Below are 25,887 nucleotides of genomic sequence, written 5' to 3' on the forward strand. Positions count from 1 at the left end.
ACAGACCGGAGGTTTTAACATGAGCGACTTAATTAAACTTGTTAACAACTGGTCTATCACACAGTTTGTGCATACGTTTGGCGGCTTATTTGAGGAATCACCATGGGTGGCTGAGCGGGCCGGGCTTTTACGACCTTTTGATTCATTTGAACAGATGATGAAAGTGATGAAAAACGTGGTTCAGGCATCGGATGACCAGGTGAAGTTACAGTTACTTCGAAATCACCCGGATCTTGGAGCACGTATCAGCATGAGCAGCAACTCCGTTCAGGAGCAGGCTGGTGCAGGGCTTGATTCACTCTCACAAGAGCAATACAACGAACTTCAACAATTAAACAAAGCATATACAAGCCAATTTGGCTTTCCTTTCATATTGGCTGTAAAAGGCCATACCTCAAGCTCCATCCTCGAATCCATGAGGCAACGTCATCGCCGAGGCAGGGAAGAAGAATTCGAGACTGCATTGAAGGAAGTATTCAAGATAGCGGGCATTCGTTTGGAGCAGTGGCTTGCACAGATCGGTCATGAACATGAGTTCGTGAGCAAGCCAGCCGCAGTGCAGCAGCGGACCATGTATTACGGCAAAGGGGATGTGTGGATGTACCGTTCCTACGCCAAACCGTTGACGGGTATACAGTCCATCCCGGAATCTCCGTTCATGGGACGCAGCAATATTCTGTTTGGATTGAACATCAAGGTGGCTGTGCAGGGGGATGAATTCTTGCCTTCTTTTGCAGAAGGGGATAATTCGCTGGTGGTCGCAACCGATTCGATGAAAAATTTCATTCTCAAACATGCAGCGGATTACACAGGGGCAACGGTGGAAGGATTTCTTGCGCTGGTGAGTCGGCGCTTCCTGGAGACGTATCCGCAGATGAGCAAGGTTCAGATGACAGCGGACCAGATTCCTTTTGAAGATATACCCATTGGATTGGAAGGGAGTTATCGACCGAGTGCACTCGTATTTCGTTATTCGCAGAATGATCGTGCGACAGCTGCCGTGGAAGCGGAACGAACAGGAGACTCGATTGAACTCAGCAACCATTTCAGTGGTGTAGCGGATCTGAGACTGATCAAGGTCAAAGGCAGTGAATTTGCCGGATTTATGCAGGATGAATATACCACTCTTCCAGAGACATGGGATCGACCGTTATTTATTTTCCTGAACATCAATTGGCGTTACGAAGATCCGAGAGATGGCATGGATGATCAGCGTGGACGGTATGTGGCGGCGGAACAGGTTAGAGACTTGGCTGCTGCGGTATTTCATGAGTGTCGATCCGCTTCCATTCAACATCTGATCTACCAGATTGGACGAAGGTTGTTAAGTCGATTTGAGCAACTGAGTGAGGTTTCATTTGAATCCAACAATCGGACATGGGAGACAGTGCTGGAGGAAGTGAAAGAGGGGGAAGGCAAAGTATTTACCGAGCCGAGACCACCTTATGGATTCCAGGGTTTTTCGATGACAAGGGATGATCTGGGAACAGACGGCCATGACTTCGGGAAAGCAGGTGACGTCTAATGTCGCTGTCTGATGGACGAATTACAACTCATGTGCTGGATACATCCAAAGGCGTGCCTGCTGCGGGTGTTCGGATCGAGCTGTATACCCTGAAGAGGGATGGAGAACAGGAAAGCAAGATAAAAGTGGCTGAGTCGGTGACCAACGCGGATGGGCGTTTGGATGCACCGTTGCTGGATGGAGGCAAGTTGGAGCCAGCCATATATGAGCTTCAATTCCATGTCGAGAGTTATTACGCACAGCGTTCGTTGGAGGAGCTAGGTCAGGCATTATGGACGATTGTTCCAATTCGTTTTGCGGTATCTGATGCCTCAAGCCATTACCATATTCCATTATTGATTGCTCCAGGAGGTTACAGTACATACCGGGGAAGCTGAATATGCACACATCCGGTTCTGATTCAGGGGGAGGGTCATTCACATGACAACATTTGATACCATCATCCGGGGGGCCCGGGTGGTGCTGAGAGATCGGGTAGAGCAACTGGATATTGGCATTACGGGTGAAAAAATAACAGACATATCCACACGGCTGGCCGCTGGCGAAGCGACTAGAATTATAGAAGCTGAAGGCCTTACAGTGATGCCGGGGGTGGTGGACATTCATGTACACTTCAATGAACCCGGACTCGCCAGTTGGGAGGGGTTCAGGTCTGGATCGGCATCCCTTGCCGCCGGGGGAATCACGACCTATGTCGATATGCCACTTAACGGCGTACCGCCAACCACAAGGCCGGAAGCATGGGAAATGAAAATGAAAGCAGCATCAGACCAATCGTATGTTGATTATGCCTTCTGGGGAGGTTTGGTTCCCGGCAACCGAGATGAACTTGCTCCACTGGCACGGCTAGGTGCTGCGGGATTCAAGGCATTTATGTCCGAGCCGGGAGGCGAAGGGGAGGATATCTTTGCCAGAGCCGATGATCATACGCTATTGGACGGAATGCATGAAATTGCAACATTAAAACGTGTGCTGGCACTTCATGCAGAGGACGAAGGCATCGTTGCCGAACTCGGCGCGAAAAGCATTGTTGAGGGAAAGACGGAACCGATGGACTATGTCCAGTCCCGTCCTGTGGAAGCCGAAGTCGTCGCGGTTGCGCGAGCGTTGAAATACGGTGAACAGACCGGGTGTGCGCTGCATTTTGTGCATATTAGTACCCGGGAAGCGCTAGATCTGATTGCAGAGGCCAAGCGGCGTGGGCAAGACGTAACTTCGGAGACCTGCCCTCATTATCTGACGCTGACCGAGCAGGATGTGGTCCGATTGGGTGCAGTGGCGAAATGTGCTCCACCGCTTCGCAGCTCTTCCGAGCAGGAGCAGTTATGGGATGCACTGACCTCAGGATTGATTGATGTTATTGCCTCAGACCATTCTCCATGTCCGCCATCCATGAAACAATCTGATAACTTCTTTGAAATCTGGGGCGGCATATCCGGTGCACAAAGCACACTGCTAATCATGCTGGAGGATGGACATCTTCAGCGAAATATCGACCTCCCGTTGCTCGGAAGAGTTCTCTCCCTGCAACCTGCCAGAAGGCTTGGTCTGGAGAGTAAAGGGGAGATTGCCATTGGCAAGGATGCAGATCTGGTCCTGATTGACTGGGAGAAGAGCACAATCCTGAACACGGAGGATCTTCTCTATACGCATAAACAGAGCCCTTATGTGGGACGTACATTTAAGTGTCAGATTGCAGACGTATTTTGCCGTGGGCAGCGCGTTTACAACTCGGAATCCGGGTTATCTCCTGTGCCTATCGGGCAACACATTGCGGCTTACTCTTCTAGTCCCATCGAAGCGGGAACGGAGGAGACGTCATGAATGAGTCTGGAGTATACCGGTCATCCGGTACAAATAACGCACCTCTTCCTTTGCCAGATGTGGAACAGGTGGAGCTGCAAGCCATGCTTGACTGGCTGTCGACCTATGGTGCGGATGCACAGGGTGGCGTCACACGACTGTTGTATGACTCGGCTTGGTGTGAAGCACAAGGTGCTCTTGCTGCCAAAATGCAGGAGAAAGGGCTGTCTCCCGAGTTCGACCAGTCCGGTAATCTGTATGGCACACTGAAGAGCGAGGGTGAGGAATCAGCGAATGGTGCTGAAGAATTACCGATCGTGACCGGATCACATATGGATACCGTGGTGCATGGTGGCAAATATGATGGTGCTTACGGTGTGGTGGCGGGTGTTCTTGCTTTGGAGTATTTGCAGAAGCATTTCGGAGCACCGAAGCGCACACTTCAAGTGGTATCGTTATGCGAAGAAGAGGGAAGTCGCTTTCCTTTTGCGTATTGGGGTTCACGCAGTATAACCGGAATAACGTCTCTGGAAGATGTAGAGCATTTGAAGGATCAAGATGGCGTTACATTTGCCCAAGCGATCCGCGATGCGGGTTTTGGACCCGATAGTGTATATAGACCCACCGCAAAAAAATATGGTGCCTTTATTGAGCTTCACATTGAGCAAGGTCAGGTTCTGGAACGTCTCGGACATTCGATTGGAGTTGTATCCGACATTGTAGGTCAGAAGCGGTTCAGTATTACTGTATGTGGTGAAGCGAATCACGCGGGAACGACACCAATGTCCTGGCGCAAAGACGCACTTGCAGGAGCGGCCGAGATGATTACTGCAGTAAGAAATATCGCATTGGAAGCAGGAGAACCGCTGGTAGCCACGGTTGGGCGAATCACAGCCGATCCGGGTGTTGGGAATGTGGTTGCAGCACGGGCAGTATTTTCATTGGATATCCGCCATATCCGGCAGGAGAGTATTGATCGATGCTGGCAGGATATGCTTCAGGCTTTTAGTCGAATCGCAGCCGAGCAGCAGCTCGGACTGGACTGGGAAGAACATCTGTCGGTGACGCCCATTCCTATGAATGCAGAAATGATCTCAGACATTCAGGATACCTGTGAGCAGGAGCAGTTGTCCTATTGGCTGATGCCAAGCGGCGCGGGACATGATTCGCAGATTTTTCAGCCAGCTTGTCCAACAGCCATGATATTTGTGCCAAGTCAGGACGGTATCAGTCATAATCCACTTGAATATACAGCTGAAGCAGACCTGATGCACGGTTTTCGGGTTCTGGTCCGGCTACTCTATAAATACGGTTACGGGAGTTGAATGAAGATGTCCACCTATAAAGAGTTATCTCCGTCCTTGCGGACCATTATGACCCCGGGACCGGTTGAAGTTGATCCACGTGTTCTCAGAGCATTATCCTTTCCGATCCTGGGTCAGTTTGACCCGGAGTTCACATCCTTAATGAACGAGACGATGGCAATGCTGCGTGAGTTATATATGACAGATAACGAGTGGTGTTATCCAGTCGATGGTACATCCCGTTCAGGCATTGAAGCTGTGTTGGTTAGTCTGATCCAGCCCGGTGACAAAGTTCTCGTCCCGATCTACGGACGATTCGGACATCTGCTGGTTGAAATCTCGGAACGCTGCGGTGCCGAGGTTGTCTTTTTTGAAACGGAATGGGGAACGGTATTTGATCCGGAAGAGGTGATCAAGGCGATTCATACCCATAAACCAAGTCTGGTTGCGATGGTTCACGGTGAAACTTCCACCGGTCAGATGCAGCCCCTTGCCGAGATTGGCAAAGCCTGTCGCGACCTTGATATCTTACTCGTCGTGGATGCTGTAGCAACCATTGGCGGGACTCCGGTGGAGACGGATGCCTGGCATCTGGATGCGGTGATGGGTGGCACGCAGAAATGCCTGTCCGTTCCTTCGGGGATGGCACCTATCACGTACAACAGTCGTGTGGAGCAGAAGCTGATGAGCCGCAAAACAGTTGAACGCGGACTGCGAGATGCAACCAGTGCGCGGGCAGAAGGCCGCACCATTGCTAGCAATTATTTTGACCTGAGCCAATTGCAAGACTACTGGAGTTCGGCCCGGCTGAACCACCATACAGAAGCCACCTCCATGCTCTATGGTCTTCACGAAGGATTACGTATTCTGCTGCAAGAAGGATTGGAGGCCAGGTTCCAGAGACATCTGGTGAATGAACGTGCGTTGGTCGCTGGAATTCAGGGGATGGGACTGCAACTGTACGGGGATATGTCCAGTAAACTTCCGGTGGTCACTTGTATCACGATTCCGGAGGGGATTGATGGTGAGTCGGTGCGCAGCATGTTGCTGAACGATTTCAGCATTGAGATTGCAAGTTCATTTGGACCGTTGAAAGGACAAATCTGGCGGATCGGTACAATGGGATTCAGTTGCCAACGCAAGAACGTACTTCATGTGCTGGGAGCGCTGGAAGCTGTTCTTCTCCGTCATCGTCACGTGTTACCAGCCGGTGAAGCGGTGCAGGCAGCGATGGATGTGTATGCAGGGAAGGAGGGCGCCTTATGTTAAACCAAATGCCAATCTCCAGAGAGGTGATGGTCACCACTCCTCATTATCTGGCGAGTGCAGTGGGAAGCTCCATCCTCCAGCAAGGCGGGAATGCTTATGACGCTGCTGTTGCGGTCAGTGCAGCACTGGGTGTGGTATATCCGCATATGACCGGACTTGGAGGGGATGCCTTCTTCCTGATTCATGACGGAGCCAGCGGTGAGATTACCGCCTATAACGGAAGTGGCCGCTCAGCCGCAGGCATTCATGCCGATACGTTCAAAGCGATGGGCATGAGTGCCATCCCTCAGCGCGGAGTGCTTAGTGCCATTACGGTTCCAGGAATGGTGGATGCGTGGTGGGAAGTCTGGTCCCGGTACGGCAAGTTACCGTGGGAGAAACTGCTTGAACCTGCCGCGCAGTATGCGGAAAAAGGATGCCCTGTATCCCGAAATCTCCGCCTGTGGATGGAAAGGGATGAAGATTTCATTATGGGGCATACACCGCTGCGAGCGGTATTTGCGCCTTTGGGTACACTTTTGCAGGAAGGCGAGCTGCTGGTCCAGCCTGATCTTGCTGCCTCCATTCGTCTGATTCAGACGAATGGTCGAGATACTTTTTATACAGGAGAACTCGCGGATCGTCTGACTTCGGCTATTCGTGAGGATGGGGGCATGCTTGCACCAGCGGACTTTGCTGGGCATCGGGGCGAGTGGGTGAAACCCGTTAGCACGGAGTATCGTGGCTATGAAGTTCATCAGATGCCGCCCAACTCACAGGGATTCTCGATGCTGATGATGTTAAATATGCTGGAGCATACGGATCTGTCCTCTGTAGCACGTACCTCACCGGAATTCTATCATCTGATGGCGGAAGTGGTGAAAAAGGCGTTTCGGGATCGTGACCGTTATCTGACGGACCCGGATTTCAGGGACATTCCGCTGGATCATCTGTTATCCAAGGGTTATGGAGACCAACTGTGGAATGAGATTCAGTCTGCTCCACCTGTGGCACAACCGTTTTTGTCCAAAACAATAGGTCAGGACACGGCGTATGCAGCGGTTGTTGATAGCGAAGGCAATGCCGTTTCATTCATCCAAAGCCTGTATTTTGACTTCGGTGCAGCCTATGTCCCAGGGGATACGGGGGTTATCATGCAGAACCGGGGGTCGTTTTTCTCCTTAGATCCGAGGGATGCCAACGTTCTGGAACCCAACAAACGCTCATTCCATACCCTCATGCCGGGCCTTGTTACACGAGATGGCAAACCTTATATGCTCGTGGGCACGCAGGGAGGAGAAGGGCAGCCGCAGACACAATTATCGGTGCTTACCGGAGTGCTAGATTACGGGCTGAACATTCAGGAAGCGATCAGCCTGCCGCGTTGGGTGTACGGACGTACCTGGGGTGAAGAAGGTGATACGATGCGTGTGGAGAACCGATATCATGATGACGTATGTGCAACCCTTGCCCAGTGGGGACACAACGTTGAAGCCAGAGCCCCGTGGGATGGGATTATGGGACAGTCGCAAGGCATTGTCATTCGTGAGGACGGCATGATTAGCGGCGCGGCAGATCCGAGAGGCGATGGCATGGCTATTGGGTGGTAACAGCTATAAGAACACTTATAAACTCAACTAGATATTTACACGATAACAGCGGTCGGAAGGTTAGTCTGTAATCGGCGTGCAGGTGTAAATAGGTATGAGTTGAACGATATAGACAGACACAGATAGGGGAGATTGGCATGGGAACGATCCTGCTGAAAGGCGCACAGCTTGTGACGATGAATGCAGAAGAGGAAGTGTTCATTGGAGATCTGTTAATCGAGGATAACAAAATTAAGGAGATTGCAGATCACATTGACGTTCAGGCTGACCAAATCATTGATGCTCGCGGCAAAGTGTTGTTGCCAGGCTTCATCCAGACGCACATTCATCTGTGTCAGACCTTATTCCGTGGACGTGCGGACGATCTGGAACTGATGGATTGGCTCCGTCAACGTATCTGGCCGCTGGAAGCAGCACATGACGAGGAGTCCGTCTATTATTCTGCAATGCTCGGATTGGGCGAATTGATCTCCAGCGGAACCACGACCATTCTGGACATGGAGACGGTACATCACACGGACTCGGCGTTTCAGGCGATGGCACAGAGCGGCATCCGGGTCATCTCTGGCAAGGTGATGATGGATCATGGGGACGAGGTTCCGGAACCCCTGCGTGAGGATACAGCAACTTCGCTGCAACAGAGTGTGGATCTGCTGGAGAAATGGAACGGGTTTGGCGGAGGTCGCATTCAATATGCTTTCTGCCCACGCTTCGTTGTATCGTGTACCGAAGAATTGCTGGTAGAGGTGCGCGACTTATCTAATAAATATCATGTCAAAGTCCACACCCATGCCTCCGAGAATCGTGGAGAGATCGAACTGGTAGAACACGAACGCGGAATGCGCAACATTGTATACCTTGATCATATCGGTCTGGCTACCCCAAGATTGGTGCTGGCCCACTGTGTATGGCTAAGTGAGGAAGAGAAAGAGATCATCCGTAAACGTGGTGTCAAAGTCACTCACTGTCCAGGATCAAATATGAAACTTTCCTCCGGGGTAGCGGATATTCCAGATCTGCTGAATCGTCAGATCGCGGTTGGAATCGGGGCCGATGGTGCCGCGTGCAACAACAATCTGGATATGTTTCAGGAAATGCGCCTCACCGCTCTGATGCAGAAGATTCCTCATGGTCCAACGGTGATGGATGCCCGGACCGTATTGCGCATGGCTACCATGGGTGGTGCAGAGGTGCTCGGCTTGTCGAAGGAAATTGGCAGTCTCGAAGTGGGCAAAAAGGCAGATATGCTGCTGCTGGATCTGGATGATTTCCACACGTACCCTTCCTATGAGACAGATGTCTATTCTCGCGTGGTCTATTCGGCAACACGTAGCTGTGTGGACACCGTTATTATCGATGGCAGCATTGTACTCAAAAATCGCAAGATTCAGACGATTGATCGTGGCATTGTGCTGCGTGAGTCGGATAAGAGTATTGCGAGATTGATGAAGCGCATCTGATCGAAGGAAACTTATGCGATTCCAGAAAGGATGGAGACCGATATGGAAATGCATGATCTGTGTGCAATCGCAGCCCGTGATACGCGCTGCGTGCTCGCAACAGCGATCAAGGTAGAGGGTCATGCTTACCGTAAGCAGGGAGTCTCTATGCTGTTGACTGAGGATGGGCAAATGTATGGCAGTATCAGTCCGGGATGCCTGGAGAGTGATCTTCAGGCCCGGGTAAGCCATGTGCTGGATACAATGCAAATGGAATTTGCGGAGTACGACATGCGTCCCGAGGATGATCTGTCCTGGGGTGAGACGGTTGGCTGCGGTGGACTTGTTGTTGTGCTGCTTGAACCTGTGTGTGGTGAACTCCGACATACGTTACAGAAGATGCATGAGTGTTTTCAATCCGGCGTTTCAACAGCGTTAACCCGAACGTTCCAAAATGATTACACAAGGGTTCAATATGGCTGGAGACGGATTGAACCAGCGGGTACCGGGCGCCAGCCAATCTTGCGTCCTTCGCTCGTCCCTCCTCATGATCGCGTGACGAACAATAATCCAGCTTCATTGCAGGTTGATGTCCAGCATAGCAGTGGAAATACCAAGCATGAACATACGGGATCAACACAACATTCTCCGGATATACCTCACCTTATGCTTGTACCTGAAGTGGTACCTGCTACGTCAAATGGATCTCAATCTTCCCATCTATCCGGTGATTCACAACATATCTATGATGCTGAGGCTGAAATATCGACAAACGATACGGTTTCAACGAATCCCTGGGACCTTCCGCAACAACTCACTTCGCTGTACAAACCTAAACCTCGCCTTGTTATCATCGGAGCCGGGAATGATGTTATTCCTGTTGCCAGACTCGCCTGGTCTGCAGGATTCCGTGTAGTGGTAGCCGATTGGCGAGAGTCCTTGTGCACCTCGGACCGGTTCCCAGGAACCGAACTTGTGCTGGGTTTCCCGCGTGAGATCATGCCTCTGTTAAACATAAACTACGGAGATTATCTGATTCTGATGAGTCACAATTTCCCCCGCGAACGTGAACTGTTAGAGATGCTAGTGGACTGTGATTATGCCTATCTTGGCATCATGGGTTCCAAAACACGAACAGCCCGTCTACTGGAGGGCTTACCACCGTTGAAATATGTGCATTCTCCCGTTGGTTTGAGCATCGGAGCGGACGGTCCGGAACAGATCGCCATCAGCATTGCAGCGGAATTGATCGCATGTAAACATAAGGTTTCTTCCTTAAGTTCCGAGTTCGGACAGAAGGGGAGCGTTGCACATGCGAATGACGGGCATAGTTCTGGCGGCAGGTAAGAGTTGTCGCCTTGGTCGAGATAAACTCTCGGTTGTCATGCCAGACGGCAGGTCACTGGCTGCATGGTCACTGGAAGCTGCACTGAATTCGGAGCTGGATCAAGTGATCTGTGTAGTCAAACCGGAAGATTCATTGGCATGGCTGCCTATAAAATGGGTTGATTCAGCCGCATATGCTTATCATGCCACAGCACGACTTCGAATTGTGGCCTGTGCAGACTATGCTTGCGGCATGGCCAGTTCTCTTCATTCTGGCGTATTGTCGGCTATGGAGTACAAACCGGAAGGCATTCTCATGTTACTGGGTGATCAGCCTTTATTACAAACGCAGGATATTAATCGGGTGACCACAGCACTGGCTACCCACAAACTGTGTGACTATGTCGCAGCTACAGACGGTGAGGGAGGCAAGCCGCCCGTTGCTTTTCGCTCCCATATGTTCGGACCTCTGTTGTCTCTGCATGGAGATGAGGGGGCACGCAAGATTATGCGCAGCGCTAACTATTCCGGTGTACATGTACCACTGTCTGAGTCCTGTTTCTGGGATGCGGATACAGAACCGGAATTGGAACGCATTTTGAATCATGTATATGAATCGGAGCAGACAGACTCATGAACAGGAGAAGATGAATAATTATGTTTAATTTAATGACATGAACAGGTCAGCCAGGCAGTCTGGTTGACCTGTTTGTCTTCTTTTATCATGTGATGAAAGAGAGTCTGTGTTAGCTTTCGATAGATCATAATGCATCAAGCACAAATAGAACGCAGGTTTTATACATTTATCCAAAACGATGTGAAGGTAATTGACGTTGCTGCTGAACTCTCATATGATTTGAAGAATTATCTGGATCAGACGGTTGAATTTCCTGCCCAAGGAAGAGAGAGAAAGGGGATGCAGCGATGGTCACACCGGCATACGGTTCTGGAGCATTGCCATCGGTATGGCAGCCTGAGAACCTGCAAGAACTCCAAGCGTTAAGAAGTAGACTCAAGGGAATATGTTGTTTTACGGCAGGCGGAACATTGCTGCGAACCCAGTGGGAGGGTGGCTTGGTTCAAGCTCCTGAACACATGATTAGTCTGGCTTGTATTCCTGAAATGAGTGGTATATCTAATCGTGGAAATGAGATAGTCATTGGCGCAATGACCCGATTAAAGAAATGTGCTTCACAAGCGTTGTTGCATCAACTGCCGATCTTGCAAGAAGCGGTGAATGCAATTGCTGCCCCTTCCATTCGTAATGTGGCAACCATTGGCGGGAATATTGTGTCCGGAGTAGGGGATACGCTGCCTGCTTTGCTTGTATATGATGCGAAGCTGCACTGGTTGACGGATAGCGGAATTGAGATCCGCAGTGTGTCTTCCTGGCTTCAGGGTGGACGGGATGGCAGCCGTAATCCAGGGGATGTATTAATCTCGATTCATATCCCGATGAGACCGTCCTCTCTGCTTAATGTGGACAGTGGGCATAGGCCTGCTGTACGAGAAGTTTCCTTTTACCGCAAGTTGGGTCGACGGGAGACGTTCAGTGCATCGCTGGTGACGGTTGCGTTGTATGGAGAGATTGATTCGGATAACCGCTGGACCAAGATTGCGATTGCTGCGGGTGGGGGTTCAGGCATGGCGATGCGACTTCTGGAGTCGGAACAACAGCTTCTTGGTAGTGAAGCTACTGTCATGCAAGCGGCAACTCTTGCAGCTGCTGTGGCTAACGAATTTACGACTTATGGTGATGCATTTGCAACGGAATATTATCGCAAGCAGACCGCAGCCAACATGATTGGCGCCGGGCTATGGGAGGCACTTCACGAATAGATTGATGGGATCAAGCAAAGGGGGAGAGGGATCATGCTGCTGAATCGGAAACAGAGCGGGAAACGCTGGCACCTGCGGCCAGATGGAGCAACCAAAGTAACAGGGCAGCTTCAATATCTGACGGATATGACGCTACCTGACATGATTCATGGCAGAGTATTGCGAAGCGAATATCCTTATGCACGGATATTGTCTATAGATACTTCGGAAGCTGAGGCGTTGGAAGGTGTCTATGCGGTTCTGACCTCCAAAGATGTGCCTGGTCTGAATCGTTTTGGTATTGCGACCCCGGATCAGCCCGTGTTCTGCGAGGATATTGTGCGTTATGTTGGTGACGCCATTGCAGCAGTTGCTGCGGATTCTCCGGAACTAGCGGCACTTGCGCTGGACGCGATTCGCGTAGAGTATGAGGAACTCACTCCGCTGAATAGTACAGACGCTGCGTTGGCTCCCGGCGCACCAGAGCTGCATGAGCACGGTCCAGGTAATGTGCTGCATCGCACGGAGATCAAACGTGGAGACGTCGAGCAAGCCATTGCCGCGTGTGATCATATCGTGACTGAGACGTATTATACGCCTCGTCAGATGCATGCGTACATGGAGACGGAAGGTGGCCTGTTTGTCCCGGATGAAGAGGGGCGGCTGAATGTATACGCGGCAACGCAACATGGCTATAAAGACCGAATGCAGCTTGCGCGCATTATTGGCTGTCCTGAAGAAGATATCCGGGTGGTGTCTTCACCGATTGGTGGTTCATTTGGGGGAAAAGATGAACTCAACGTACAGCCCTATGGTGCTTTACTGGCCTTGAGATGCGGGCGTCCTGTGAAAATGCATAATTCACGTAAAGAATCCGTACGTGCAGGGTTGAAACGGCACCCAATGAAGATTGAAATGCAAACTGGCATGAGTCGAGAAGGTATCATCCAAGCGCATCGTGTCCGCATTACAGCAGATACCGGCGCTTATGCCACACTGGGTGCACCGGTGCTGAACTTCTGTACTGAGCATTGCCTTGGACCCTATGCCATCCCTCATGTGGATGTGGAAGGTGTGTCTGTGTATACCAATAACGGGCTGTCAGGTGAGTTTCGCGGATTTGGCGGGAACCAGGCGATTTTTGCCATGGAAGGCCAGATGGATCGGCTTGCGGATATCATGAACATGGACCCTTGGGAGTTCCGCAGACGTAATATGAGGGAAAAGAATGATCCCGGACCGCTGAATCAACGGATTCTGGTTACGGATGGACTGTCCCAAGTGTGGGAGGCATTGGATCGCTCCGAACTGTGGCAAAAACATCAGCAACCCCCGACAGATCCTTCTCTGCCGCCATGGATCAAGCGTGGAGTCGGTGCAGCCATCGCCATGCACGGTGCAGGGCTGGGATACGGGATTCCGGATCCTGCGGGAGGCCGTCTGTCCCTGAATAACGAAGGAAAGATTGAGGTGGCGTTCAGCTACGAGGAATTTGGTCAGGGGCTTATTGCAACGCTGGAAATTATGTTATGTGATCTATTCCAATGCAGTACATCGGATCTCAGTATCATCATTGGAGATACGGATCGTGTGCCACACAGCGGATCAAGTACAGCTTCACGTTCAACAACGATGGCCTGGATGGCTCTTCAACGTTTGCAGACTCCATTTCGTTCCCGTGCTCTCACTGTTGCGTCTGAAATGTCGGGCATTCCGGCAGATGAACTGGTGACAGGGCCTGGTGGTATATGGCGTAAAGGCCAGCTTCCTGCCGAAACTTCAGAAGTAGAATCAGAATCAGGCTTTATAGTTTCGTATGCTGAACTCGCGACGCAGGGCAAAGCCGCTGAATGGATTTTTGATACAAAGTTTGATTACCCAACTACGCCTGACAATGTGGTAGGCGGGCATTATTTGTATACGTATGCGGCGGTTGCGGCAGAGGTGGAAGTGAATACTTTGACCGGAGAAACCAAGCTGCTGGATACACGCCATGTTGTAGCGGCAGGCCCGGTGATCAACCCTATGGGCTTTATCGGACAGATTGAAGGCGGTAGTGTGATGGCGCTTGGATTCACGTTGACCGAGGATGCGGTCATGCAGGACAGCCGTTATGTAACCACTAATCTGGATACGTATCTGATCCCAACCATTCAGGATATTCATACCAATCTGGAGGTTGAAGCTATTGAAGACTTGCCCGAAGGTGATGCGTTTGGACCGAGGGGGATTGGTGAGATTGGTTCCGTAGCGCTTGCGCCAGCCATTACAGCCGCAATTCATCAGGCGACAGGTGTATGGGTTAACCGTCTTCCTGTATCGAGGGAACAACTGGTCAGACCTTTAAATGTACCTTTGCAGGAAGGAGTGAGTCCATCATGAGTAAACCACTTGAGAATCACTGGACAGCCGTTGTGAATGGCGAAGAGAAACATCTGGAGATCGCGCAAACGACCCGACTTGTCGATGTGCTTCGGACTCATTTGCAACTAACGGGTACCAAAGTATCCTGCGAAGTTGGTCGCTGCGGCGCATGTATGGTTCTGATGGATGGAGAGCCCGTGAATTCCTGTCTTGTCATGGCTTATCAATGTGATGGAAGTGACATTACGACGATTGAAGGTCTGCACGGGGACGAGAAAGGCACTCTGCATCCGATTCAACAGGCTTTTGTGGAGGAAGGTGGCTTCCAGTGCGGCTACTGCACTCCGGGCATGGTGATCTCAACCAAGGCATTACTGGATGCACATCCTGAGCCTTCTCAAGAACAGATTGAAACGGGATTGTGTGGGAATCTGTGTCGTTGTACCGGCTACGGTGGCATTATTCGGGCGGTACGCAAGGCAGGGGAACGCTGTGTCGTAAAGGAAACGTCTGCCGAGGAAACCGTTAGTTGAGCCGTGACGCAGGACGTAGACAAAAAAACAAGGAGAATTGAAGAAACGGTTTTTGAAAAAGCATCCGATCCAGGAATGCTTTTTTTGTTTTGTAGGTTTTCTGCCAAGTACATTCATCTAACGGGAGATGAAGTTTGGGCCCGAAACTGGTTAAATAATGAACCGTTTTCGAATTGTCTTCAATATTGGTGGGACGATGGACAAATGGCGTTCAAAGTACTGATACAAAAGAATTTCAAACATTCTCATTCACCATATATTTACAAAATTTGATGCACATGCTATGTTTAAAATGAAAGCGCCATCATGAATGGGTTCATTGACATTTCATTATCATATTTCACTTGGGAAGGAAGATGGAATTGATGAAAAATTTGCTCAAAAAGGCAACCGCAATGATGCTGGCATTGGCCCTACTGATTGGATTAATGACAGCGCCCGTTCATGCAGACACACCATTGTTCACCATCGAAAGCGAAGATGCGCAGCTGACCCCGGATCTTCAAGTGGTTACTTCAATCTATGGGCAGCCCAAGCCCGGATTCTCAGGTGCCGGATTTGTCTGGATGCAGAACTCTGGCACACTAACCTTCACAGTTACTGTCCCGGAAACCGGCATGTACGCAATCTCCACACGATATATGCAGGAGCTTAGTGCAGATGGCAGGTCACAAAATTTAATCGTGAATGGTGTTACGAAAGGGGCGTACATGCTGCCTTACACGACAACATGGTCAGACTTCGATTTTGGCTTTCACAAGCTGAATCAGGGTGCCAACACGATTGAGCTGAAGGCTGGCTGGGGCTTCGCGTATTTTGACACCTTCACAGTGGATCATGCTGATCTGGATCCCTTGAATGTGCAGCCAGTTCTCACTGATCCTGAAGCTACACCGGAAACTCAAATTTTGATGAATTATTTAACGGAGGTATACGGAAACAACATTATTTCTGGTCAGCAAGAGATCTATGGAGGAGGGAATGACGGAGATACAGAGCTTGAATTCGAATGGATTCATGATCTGACCGGAAAGTATCCGGCAATTCGTGGCTTTGATCTGATGAATTATAATCCGTTGTATGGTTGGGAGGACGGTACAACTGATCGCATGATTGATTGGGTGAATAACCGTGAAGGTATTGCAACAGCTTCCTGGCATATCAATGTACCTCGTAATTTCAATACGTATGAGCTTGGGGACTTTGTGGATTGGAAAGAGGCTACCTACAAGCCAACAGAAACGAATTTTAATACAGCCAATGCGGTAATTCCCGGTACCAAAGAGTATCAATACGTGATGATGACCATCGAGGATCTGGCAGAACAATTGCTGATTTTGCAAGATAACGATGTGCCAGTGCTTTTCCGTCCGTATCATGAAGCAGAAGGCAACGGCGGGCTGAACGGGGAAGGTGCATGGTTCTGGTGGGCTTCGGCAGGCGCAGAAGTGTACAAAGAGCTATGGGATCTGCTATATACCGAACTGACCGAGACGTATGGTTTGCACAATCTGATCTGGACCTACAACAGCTATGTATACAGTACTTCTCCGGCCTGGTATCCGGGTGATGATCAGGTAGATCTTGTCGGATATGATAAATACAATACGATCTACAACCGTTATGACGGCTTGTCCGGCGTACCGAATGAGGATGCGATTACCTCGATTTTCTATAAGCTTGTTGAGTTGACGAACGGTACGAAAATGGTAGCCATGACGGAGAACGATACCATTCCAAGTGTGAAAAATCTAACCGAGGAGAAATCAGGATGGCTGTACTTCTGTCCTTGGTATGGCGAGCATCTGATGAGTTCAGCTTTTAATTACCCGGCAACATTGAAAACGCTTTATCAAAGTGATTATGTCATTACGTTGGATGAGCTGCCAAATCTAAAGGTTAACAATCCCAACCCCAGTGCATCCATCACACCTGGAAACGTTGAATTTGACAAATACACACCCAATCAAAGCGATAAAACCGTAACCGTGAATGCAAACGGCAATACGCTAACTGCTCTCCGGGCAGGCAACAATGCATTGACCGCAACGACAGACTATACCTTGAACGGAAGCACATTGCTGCTGAAAAAAGCTTATCTGGCAACCCTGCCAGTTGGTGAGCATTCGATTGTTCTGGATTTTAATCAAGGTCAGGACCCTGTGTTAAAAATCAAAATTGTGGATTCAACACCGAGTACCAATGCTGTGATTTCTCCTGTGAATGCAACATTTGATAAAGCAACGAATCCCGCACAGGATATTTCCGTATCTCTCACCTTAAACGGCCGTCAGCTTACAAGCATCACAAAGGAGAATGTTGCACTTGTAGCGGGTCAGAATTATACAGCATCCAGCTCTGCTGTTGTTCTGAACAAATCCTATCTTGCCACGCTTCCGCTGGGCCAGAACGTATTGACCTTTCACTTCAATGGAGGAAATGACGCTGTGTTAATGGTGAATGTGGTAGACAGCACGGTTACTGTGCCAGCAGGGGATTTGACGATTCAAGCTTTTAACGGCAATACAAGTGCATCGACCAACGGCGTATCACCCAAGTTTAAGTTGGTCAACTCAGGCAATTCGGCTATTCCGCTAAGTGATGTAAAAATCCGGTATTACTATACAATTGACGGTGAGGAAGCTCAGAGTTTCTGGTCCGACTGGGCCAGTATGGGTAGTGCGAATGTAACCAGCCAATTCGTTAAACTGGCGACTCCAGTTGCCGGTGCGGATCATTATCTTGAAGTGGGCTTTACAAGTGCGGCGGGATCACTGAATGCGGGCCAGAGCGCAGAGATTCAAACACGCTTTTCCAAAAACAATTGGACGAATTACACACAGACTAATGATTACTCGTTCAAGGCATCCGGTAGTCAGTTCGCAAACCATGATAAGGTTACCGGGTATGTGAACGGTCAGCTTGTGTGGGGAATTGAGCCGTAAGGAAGAGAGAACGGTTAATGGGCTGGATCAGGGTTAAAACCTCTGATCCAGCTTTTTATGTTGTAGATGGTGTACATTCGCTAGATCGAATGTTCTTTTTCACGCTCATTACGTGACGATGTATCCATGTCTGTCAATATGCGATCTATTATCCTTTTCGTATGGCCCATGATGAACTGAAGAAGTAGACCTGCACAACATACGGTTAATAATGTACCAAGCCCGATCGGTCCACCAAGCAGGAATGCCAGCATCAAAAATACAAAGTAAATCAATGTTCTCGATACAAATAAGGGAGTTCGAGTGATTTCATGCAGGATTAATGTTAAGCGGTCAATCGGAATGGGTGCGAAATTGGTCTGTAAATAGATTGCCGTGCCGATACTTATAATCACTAAACCAATGACAAAAGTCATTAATTTGCTGTACCAAACTTCGGGTGTGATCAAGGAATCAGATACATAAAGCCAGATATCAATCCCCACACCAGTAATGAATGCGGTGATGAGCCCCAGAAACTCGGGTTTATGCTGCTTCAAAAGCGAATTACATCCAATTAATAGGAAAGCAATGATGACCTCCCAGCTACCTACACTAAGCCCTACATGATGTGACAGCCCTACCAGAAGTGCATCAAACGGAGAGGTACCCAGTTCAGATTGGATGGTAAGGGAAATGCCAAGTGTTAGGATTAGAATACCTGCGACAAAAAGTACATATTTCAATTCATTCGACCTCTTTTTTAGAAATTATGTTGCAAATACAACAAAATTGAGCTAAATTCAATGTAACCCTTTTTTAGTGCATTTGCAACAAACGATTAACTTGTTAAAGGAATGTGAATATAGATGACGATTCGTATAGGGATATGTACCATTGAACATGTATGTGAACTGCAGGAGATTAGTTATGAGACGTTTAATGAAACGTTTAAAGCGCAAAATTCACCCGAAAATATGAAAGCTTATCTGGAAAAGGCGTTTAATCGGGAGCAATTGGAAACGGAACTGTCCGTTGCGGATTCACAATTTCTTTTTATTTATGTCAACCATAAAGTGGCAGGGTACATGAAGGTAAATATCAATGATGCTCAGTCTGAGAAGATGGGTGTGGAATCCCTTGAGATCGAGCGGGTGTACATCAAGAAAGAGTTCCAAAAACATGGCCTTGGTAAAGTGCTACTCCATAAAGCCATAGAGATGGCAACAGAACATCACAAAACGAATATTTGGTTAGGCGTGTGGGAGAAAAATGAAAATGCCATCGCATTTTATGAAAAGATGGGGTTTGTACAGACAGGTGCCCATGCTTTTTACATGGGAGATGAGGAACAGATTGATTTTATAATGACCAAAACGCTACTGTAACTGGATCATCGAGGGAAAAGCTTGAAAGAAAAATGCTATTGAGCAGAATTCTTTCGGGCTTTTTTATGTTTTGCCAGAACCGTTGAATCATTAAATGATGAAATTGAAGAGTTTTATTACATAATTAATATTATGTAAACTTATTATTTTCAATGACCTTCATAAGCTGCATCTATGGCTTTAGTAAAAGTTAAAGGCCTGATTAATACATAAATGGCATTATAATTTTGCTCAATAATAGTGAAGGTAATAGGCTGATCTCAAGGATCATCAATACAATTTATTAGTTTATTTCTACGTTTGGACAGCCAGTCGAAAATCGTTTTCGTTTGTAGGCTATTAGATAGCGTTACGTTCTTAATAATCAGTATATAAGTTGTATATACCTCATGTTAAAAGAACTTTTTGCGCATGAAACGGACATGTTAAATCACCATGTTGAATTATTTAGTTTTAGAGCGGAAAATGGAAAATATAATTAATATTTTAAGTAAGAATTCAGGAGGATTGGACTCTTAAAACCAGCCGAAAAAAGGAACTAATCAACCAAAATATTAATTGGATAAATAAGGTATAAATCGTTCGAAAGGCGCTACTACGCCTTTTATAGATCAATTTCATATGGATTTGCGATGGATTTAGTACCGCTCTCACGTTATGCTTTTGGAAATTGGAAAGGAAGTGGGAAAAATGGAACGCGAACTGGCGTTGGAAATTGTCAGAGTAACAGAATTGGCTGCGTTAGCTTCAGCACCCTGGATGGGACGAGGCGATAAGAACAGTGCAGATGAAGCGGCAACTTTGGCCATGCGCGCCATGTTCGATTCCGTGTCCATTCGCGGCACGGTGGTAATCGGTGAAGGAGAAATGGATGAAGCACCCATGTTGTACATCGGCGAGGAAGTGGGCAACGCTGAGGGGCCTGAGGTTGACGTGGCTGTAGACCCGCTCGAAGGTACAGAAATCGTGGCCAAAGGACTAAACAACGCTCTATCGGTTATTGCAGTGGCGGGAAAAGGTAACCTGCTCCACGCACCGGACATGTATATGGAGAAACTGGCGGTAGGGCCTGCACTTGTAGGCAAAGTTAGCATTGAAGACCCGGTTGAAGTCACACTGGAGAAAGCCGCTGCCGCATTGAACAAAAACATCTCGGATCTCACTGTGATGATTCTGGATCGTGTACGACATGAGAGCACAATTAAGACCCTGCGCAAGGTTGGCGTGCGGATCAAGTTCCTCAGTGACGGTGATGTTGCGGGTGCGATGGCACCGGCCTTCCCCGAGGCGGGTATTGATCTCTATGTCGGATCTGGAGGAGCGCCAGAAGGTGTGCTGGCTGCCGCAGCGCTATCTTGCCTTGGGGGTGAGATTCAAGGTCGTCTGATGCCTGCCAACGCAGACGAATTCCAGCGCTGCTTGCAGATGGGAATTGATAATCCTTACAAAGTGTTAACGATGCAGGATATGATCGGCACAGAGGATGTCATTTTTGCCGCAACAGGTGTGACGCCAGGTGAGATCTTGGGAGGGGTACGATATCTTGCGGATGATAGAGCCGAGACGGATTCGATTGTTATGCGTGCCAAAACCAAAACAATTCGGTTTATTCGTTCCCAACACTTCCTGCCTAACAAAGAAGTGCTGCACAAAGTAAGACAGCTCCAATCCACGCCAGAACCCTCGGATCGCATTCCCAGTCATGTGAAAACAATGGAGCAGGCTGAGTTTAGTCAATCCTCCGTTGATCTTGGCGTTACAACGACGTTGTGAGCTGCACTCCCCATTATTGAACAAATAGGATCAACTGAAATCGTTGTAGTGACTTTGATAAGTACCTTGAACCCCTAAGGTTACAGGGCACGGATTCAATGAAAGTACCATCTCTGGCAAGATAATAATGAGGGCTTGGATTAACCCAAGCCCTCATTATTATTTGTGTTAAAAGCATTGACAACGGTTACATGGCATGAGAAAATGTACGCGCGTACATAAATATCGATTTTTAACCATTTTATGATTTAATGATGAGCTATATATGTTGAACTAATCATTTGCACGATAACGGAGAGGACAGAAAAAACCTGAAAAAGCAAAGCGTTCGCCTTTATCCCCGGATTTTCCCCTTTAATAAAAAGGAATCGAAAAATCTGGGGGTAACAGCGATTGGAAGGTTGTTCTGTCATCGTAGTGCCCGTGTAAATAATCTTTAGTTTAATTTATATAAAAGGGGGTGAAATTCATGGCATCTCGTAAAGAAGTGGCTGATCTTGCGGGTGTTTCCGAGGCGACGGTCTCCCGGGTGCTTAATGGGGTAGGCCCTATTAAAGAAGAGACACGCCGCAAGGTTCTTGAAGCTTCCGAACAGTTAGGCTATGTGCCCAGCGCTCTTGCTCGCAGTTTTGCCAGAAGTAAAAGCGGGAACCTTGGCGTAGTATTGCCTTATGTTCCGAAGGCGCATCTGTTCTCGGCGTATTTTTTCTCGGAAATGCTGAGTGGGATTGGAAGCAAAGCCAGAGACAATGGCATGGACCTGCTGGTTATGTTCCGGACACCCGGTGAAGTAATGAATTATACGGATCTGTTCCGGCGTCAGAAAGTGGACGCCTGCATTATCCTTGGTGCCAGAGATGATCATGAAGAACTGGCAGCTATGCAGCAGCTTCACCGGGAAGGACACCCGTTCTGTGTCATGAATCAGCATTTTGAGGGCCAATCGTTCACGGAAGTGGATGCGGATCATGTGGAAGGAAGCAGGCTTGCCATACGTCATCTTACGGATCAAGGGTATCGCAAAATCGCTTTTCTCAATGGTCCAGACAGTTATTCCAACAGCCAGGAGCGAATGGAAGGCGTTCGTCTTGGCCTGCAAGAAGCAGGTATGGAGCTGGACCCGAGTCTATTGCTTGAAGGGAATTATAGTAGACGGAGTGGCATTGAGGCGGCAGCGATTGTAGCAGATCGCCTACATGAGATTGATGCTGTATTTGCGGCCAATGACCGGATGGCCATTGGGGTCATGCATGGTTTGCGTGAGCGGGGAATCCGGGTGGAGGATTTTCCGGCATTTGTGGGTTATGACGACTCTGATGCCGCCGAGATGGCGGTTCCGCCGCTGAGCAGCGTCAGGGTTCCATTTTTTGAGATGGGTGAACTTGCAGCATCGAAGCTTATGCATGGGTCTGTGGGTGACACATATAAAGCGAATAACTCTGTTGTAGCGGTAACCGAATCAGCGAGAGCGTTGTTGCCTACCGAACTGATCATCCGTGCTTCTTCTATCCGTCAATAGTTTATTGGTACACATATTGAAAGACTTTTTATTATTCCAAAGGAGGAAATGACCATGTCAAATCGTCTTCGTGTCGGAATGGTTGGATACAAGTTTATGGGGAAGGCCCACAGTAATGCCTATCGCAGTCTGCCGATGTTTTTCCCGTCTGCTCCGCTGCAGCCTGAGATGTCTGTGATCTGTGGACGTAACGAGCAGGGAGTGCAGGAGGCAGCGAATCAGTTCGGCTGGTCCGAAAGTGTGACTGATTGGCGTGAACTAGTGAAGCGGGATGATATCGATCTGATTGATATTAATGCACCAAGTGATGCCCATAAGGAAATTGCGTTGGAAGCAGCTCGTCAGGGCAAACATCTGTTTTGTGAGAAACCACTGGCCCTGTCACTTGCGGATTCGCGTGAGATGCTTCAGGCAGCAGAGGATGCTGGAGTCGCACATATGGTCGGGTTCAACTACCGTTTCTCACCAGCGGTGCAATTAGCGAAGGATCTGGTGGAGAGCGGACGATTGGGTAAAATCTATCATTTCCGTGCTTTTTTCTTGCAGGACTGGATCATGGACCCTTCGTTCCCGCTGGTATGGCGTTTGCAAAAAGAAGTGGCTGGCTCCGGTTCCCATGGGGATTTGGGCGCGCACTTAATCGATCTGGCTCGTTTCCTCGTTGGTGAATTCCAAGAAGTCATCGGCATGAGCGAAACATTCATCAAAGAACGACCACTTGCAGCCGAGATGACCGGACTGAGTGCAAAGGGCAGTTCGAATGCGGATGCACCTAAAGGAGAAGTGACCGTCGACGACGCTACGCTGTTCCTGGCACGATTCGCAGGAGGGGCGCTGGGCAGCTTCGAGGCTACACGTTTTGCAGCGGGGCATCGGAGTACAAACTCGTTTGAGATTAACGGCAGTCTCGGCAGTGTACGATTTGATTTTGAACGGATGAATGAACTGGAAGTATATTTTACAAAGGATGAAGAGGATGTACAGGGGTTCCGCCGTGTACTGGCGACTGATCCGGCACATAAGTATGCTGAAGCCTGGTGGCCTGCCGGACATACAATTGGATTCGAGCACACGTTCACCCATGAAATGCTGGAGCTGGTGACAGCAATCTCTGAAGGACGACAACCATCACCGAGTTTCCACGATGGGGTTGCTTGTCAGGCTGTACTGGAAGCGGTAGAACGTTCGGTAACAGAACGGCGCTGGGTGACGCTTGAAGAGATGTGAGCAAGCAAGACAGTGACGTCAGAAATAGGGTTGAACACATAAAACTAAGCGAAAGCGAGTGAATAAACGATGAGTAAAGCACTGATTGTATGGGGCGGCTGGGATGGACATGAACCGGAGCAGGTAGCAACGATATTTGAGCGTATTTTGAAGGAAGAGCAGTTTGAGGTTGAAGTCTCGAATACGTTGGAGTCTTATGCGGATGCCGAGAAGCTGCTAGGTCTGGATCTGATCGTGCCGTTGTGGACGATGGGACAGATTGAGCACGAACTCGTCAACAACGTATCAGCGGCTGTTCAGAGCGGTGTGGGCTTGGCTGGTCTTCATGGCGGGATGTGTGATGCCTTCCGAAATAACGTAGACTGGCAGTTTATGACGGGTGGACAATGGGTTGCTCATCCAGGCAATGATGGTGTGGAGTACATGGTGAACATGAAGCGTGGCTCTAGCCCGTTATTGGATCATATTGAAGATTTTCAGGTGAAAAGTGAACAGTACTACCTGCACGTAGACCCGGCAGTGGAAGTGCTGGCAACAACTCGTTTTCCAGTGGTGACAGGCCCGCATGCGGCGAATGGACCGGTAGATATGCCGGTTGTCTGGACGAAACGCTGGGGCGCTGGGCGTGTATTCTACAACTCACTGGGACACCATGCAGACATTGTAGACATGAAACCCGTGACTGAAATGATGCGCAGTGGATTCAAATGGACAGCAGCAGGTAAAGAACTTGCCAAGAGTCGAGTAAGTTCAGCAACCGAAGTGTACACAGGTATGGCGGACAACCAGAACTAATGAGATTGTAGTTTGATTGCAAACGTAACTTCAGTGTTAACCATTCATCCTCAATGGATAAACCATTTCTGATCCACGGCGAAGGGAGCCCCAGGTATGAAAACAATGAAAGTAGGCATTATTGGCTGCGGTAAAATCAGTGGAATTTATATGGAAAACTGTCACCGGTTCGAGGTGCTGGAACTTGTTGCTGTTGCGGATCTCGACCGGAAACGTGCCGAGGAGCAGGCAGCAGCCTATAACGTGCCTAACGTATACAGCGTCGACGAAATCTTGGCTGATCCCGAGATTGAGCTGATCATCAACCTGACCATTCCTTCCGTTCATGCGGATGTATGCTTGCGTGCGCTTGAATCTGGTAAACATGTTTATGTAGAAAAACCACTCGCTGTTACCCGTGAAGAAGGGCAGGCCGTGCTCGAAACAGCCAAGCGTAAAGGATTGCTCGTGGGCTGTGCACCAGAAACGTTCTTTGGTTCAGGCATCCAGACTTCACTTCAATTGGTTGAGGAAGGGGTCATCGGTAAGCCGGTAGCGGCGACCGCATTTATGATGAGCCGTGGTCATGAGCACTGGCATCCTGATCCGGAGTTTTATTACGCCTCTGGTGGTGGGCCAATGTTTGACATGGGTCCGTACTACCTCACGGCATTGATCCAACTGATGGGCCCGATCAAGTCGATCGCAGGCATGACAGGTAAAGCCATGGAAGAGCGTACGATTACGAGTGAGAAAAAGAGAGGCCAGACGGTTCCCGTCGAAATTCCAACTCACGTTACCGGTCTGTTACAGTTTGAACAGGGAGCCATTGGCACACTGATTACGAGTTTTGACGTATTTGGCGGAAGTGCATTGCCACCGATTGAGATATATGGCACGCACGGTACATTGCAGGTACCTGACCCCAATACCTTCGGCGGTCCCGTTCGTTACCGTTTGTTAGGTGAACATGAATGGACGGAAGTTCCACTTCTCCCAGGATATCAGGAAAATACACGCGGCATCGGTGTGGCAGATATGGCCTATGCAGCCCACAGCGGACGTGCACACCGGGCGAGCGGGGAATTGGCATACCATGTTCTTGAGGCCATGTGGGCATTCCACGATTCATCAGATGAGCAGACGTTCTACCAGATGAAAAGTTCATGTCAGCGCCCGGCTGCGTTGCCGGTGGACCTGCCATTGTATACATTGGATAAATAAGATAGCCATTATGGCTTATGTCATGATAAATAGCCCCTTTTCCTTCAAACAAGGAAAGGGGCTGTATTTTATTAAATCAAAAAAAATT

General features: G+C 49.0%; 20 protein-coding genes. 19 read left to right on the forward strand and 1 reads right to left on the reverse strand.

Annotated elements, in window-relative coordinates; translation table 11 throughout:
- Window positions 1-19: 19 nt before the first annotated feature.
- The 13 genes from pucL (at window position 20) to MKX68_RS24395 (ending at window position 17,915) form a co-directional block, all read left to right on the forward strand.
- Entirely contained in the window at window positions 20-1,525 is a 1,506-nt protein-coding gene (gene pucL / locus MKX68_RS24335) for a factor-independent urate hydroxylase (RefSeq protein WP_340914328.1), read from the forward strand.
- On the forward strand, window positions 1,525-1,902 hold the full coding sequence (gene uraH / locus MKX68_RS24340; protein ID WP_340914330.1) for a hydroxyisourate hydrolase: 378 nt from the start codon (window positions 1,525-1,527) through the stop codon (window positions 1,900-1,902). The genes pucL and uraH overlap by 1 nt, the downstream gene beginning before the upstream one ends.
- A gap of 43 nt (window positions 1,903-1,945) precedes the next feature.
- The gene (gene allB / locus MKX68_RS24345) at window positions 1,946-3,349 is read left to right on the forward strand and encodes an allantoinase AllB (protein WP_340914331.1); all 1,404 of its coding nucleotides are present in this window, start codon (window positions 1,946-1,948) and stop codon (window positions 3,347-3,349) included.
- The gene (locus tag MKX68_RS24350; protein ID WP_340914332.1) at window positions 3,346-4,653 is read left to right on the forward strand and encodes a Zn-dependent hydrolase; all 1,308 of its coding nucleotides are present in this window, start codon (window positions 3,346-3,348) and stop codon (window positions 4,651-4,653) included. Before allB ends, MKX68_RS24350 begins: the two co-directional genes overlap by 4 nt.
- Window positions 4,654-4,659: 6 nt before the next feature.
- Window positions 4,660-5,901: a pyridoxal-phosphate-dependent aminotransferase family protein gene (locus tag MKX68_RS24355; RefSeq protein ID WP_340914333.1), complete on the forward strand. Its 1,242-nt coding sequence runs from the start codon at window positions 4,660-4,662 to the stop codon at window positions 5,899-5,901.
- The gene (gene ggt / locus MKX68_RS24360; protein WP_340914334.1) at window positions 5,895-7,490 is read left to right on the forward strand and encodes a gamma-glutamyltransferase; all 1,596 of its coding nucleotides are present in this window, start codon (window positions 5,895-5,897) and stop codon (window positions 7,488-7,490) included. Before MKX68_RS24355 ends, ggt begins: the two co-directional genes overlap by 7 nt.
- A gap of 137 nt (window positions 7,491-7,627) precedes the next feature.
- Window positions 7,628-8,950: a 5'-deoxyadenosine deaminase gene (locus MKX68_RS24365; protein WP_338587130.1), complete on the forward strand. Its 1,323-nt coding sequence runs from the start codon at window positions 7,628-7,630 to the stop codon at window positions 8,948-8,950.
- A gap of 42 nt (window positions 8,951-8,992) precedes the next feature.
- Complete coding sequence (locus MKX68_RS24370; protein ID WP_340914336.1) at window positions 8,993-10,276, forward strand: XdhC family protein; 1,284 nt, start codon at window positions 8,993-8,995, stop codon at window positions 10,274-10,276.
- Entirely contained in the window at window positions 10,242-10,892 is a 651-nt protein-coding gene (locus tag MKX68_RS24375; protein WP_338587128.1) for a nucleotidyltransferase family protein, read from the forward strand. Before MKX68_RS24370 ends, MKX68_RS24375 begins: the two co-directional genes overlap by 35 nt.
- Before the next feature lie 287 nt (window positions 10,893-11,179).
- On the forward strand, window positions 11,180-12,094 hold the full coding sequence (locus tag MKX68_RS24380; protein ID WP_340914337.1) for an FAD binding domain-containing protein: 915 nt from the start codon (window positions 11,180-11,182) through the stop codon (window positions 12,092-12,094).
- A 33-nt stretch (window positions 12,095-12,127) separates the two neighbouring features.
- Window positions 12,128-14,455 (forward strand): xanthine dehydrogenase subunit D, encoded by a 2,328-nt coding sequence (gene pucD / locus MKX68_RS24385; protein WP_340914338.1) that lies wholly within the window; start codon window positions 12,128-12,130, stop codon window positions 14,453-14,455.
- Window positions 14,452-14,970: a (2Fe-2S)-binding protein gene (locus MKX68_RS24390; RefSeq protein WP_339783372.1), complete on the forward strand. Its 519-nt coding sequence runs from the start codon at window positions 14,452-14,454 to the stop codon at window positions 14,968-14,970. Before pucD ends, MKX68_RS24390 begins: the two co-directional genes overlap by 4 nt.
- Window positions 14,971-15,335: 365 nt before the next feature.
- The gene (locus MKX68_RS24395; protein ID WP_340914339.1) at window positions 15,336-17,915 is read left to right on the forward strand and encodes a X2-like carbohydrate binding domain-containing protein; all 2,580 of its coding nucleotides are present in this window, start codon (window positions 15,336-15,338) and stop codon (window positions 17,913-17,915) included.
- 80 nt (window positions 17,916-17,995) lie between these two features.
- On the opposite strand, the gene MKX68_RS24400 is transcribed toward MKX68_RS24395, so the two are convergent.
- On the reverse strand, window positions 17,996-18,640 hold the full coding sequence (locus tag MKX68_RS24400; RefSeq protein WP_340914340.1) for a YczE/YyaS/YitT family protein: 645 nt from the start codon (window positions 18,638-18,640) through the stop codon (window positions 17,996-17,998).
- A gap of 123 nt (window positions 18,641-18,763) precedes the next feature.
- Between MKX68_RS24400 and MKX68_RS24405 the strand changes: the two genes are divergently transcribed.
- The 6 genes from MKX68_RS24405 (at window position 18,764) to MKX68_RS24430 (ending at window position 25,799) form a co-directional block, all read left to right on the forward strand.
- A complete protein-coding gene (locus MKX68_RS24405; RefSeq protein ID WP_340914341.1) occupies window positions 18,764-19,282 on the forward strand; it encodes a GNAT family N-acetyltransferase in 519 nt (172 codons plus the stop codon).
- A 690-nt stretch (window positions 19,283-19,972) separates the two neighbouring features.
- Entirely contained in the window at window positions 19,973-21,055 is a 1,083-nt protein-coding gene (gene glpX / locus MKX68_RS24410; protein ID WP_091029562.1) for a class II fructose-bisphosphatase, read from the forward strand.
- A gap of 469 nt (window positions 21,056-21,524) precedes the next feature.
- On the forward strand, window positions 21,525-22,574 hold the full coding sequence (locus MKX68_RS24415; protein ID WP_340914342.1) for a LacI family DNA-binding transcriptional regulator: 1,050 nt from the start codon (window positions 21,525-21,527) through the stop codon (window positions 22,572-22,574).
- A 54-nt stretch (window positions 22,575-22,628) separates the two neighbouring features.
- Window positions 22,629-23,801, forward strand: coding sequence for a Gfo/Idh/MocA family protein (locus MKX68_RS24420; protein WP_036613779.1), 1,173 nt, complete (start codon window positions 22,629-22,631; stop codon window positions 23,799-23,801).
- 69 nt (window positions 23,802-23,870) lie between these two features.
- Entirely contained in the window at window positions 23,871-24,596 is a 726-nt protein-coding gene (locus MKX68_RS24425) for a ThuA domain-containing protein (RefSeq protein ID WP_340914343.1), read from the forward strand.
- 96 nt (window positions 24,597-24,692) lie between these two features.
- Window positions 24,693-25,799: a Gfo/Idh/MocA family protein gene (locus tag MKX68_RS24430; protein WP_100527455.1), complete on the forward strand. Its 1,107-nt coding sequence runs from the start codon at window positions 24,693-24,695 to the stop codon at window positions 25,797-25,799.
- Window positions 25,800-25,887 lie beyond the last annotated feature (88 nt).

The organism is Paenibacillus sp. FSL M8-0212 (genome assembly GCF_038004645.1).
GTDB lineage: Bacteria > Bacillota > Bacilli > Paenibacillales > Paenibacillaceae > Paenibacillus.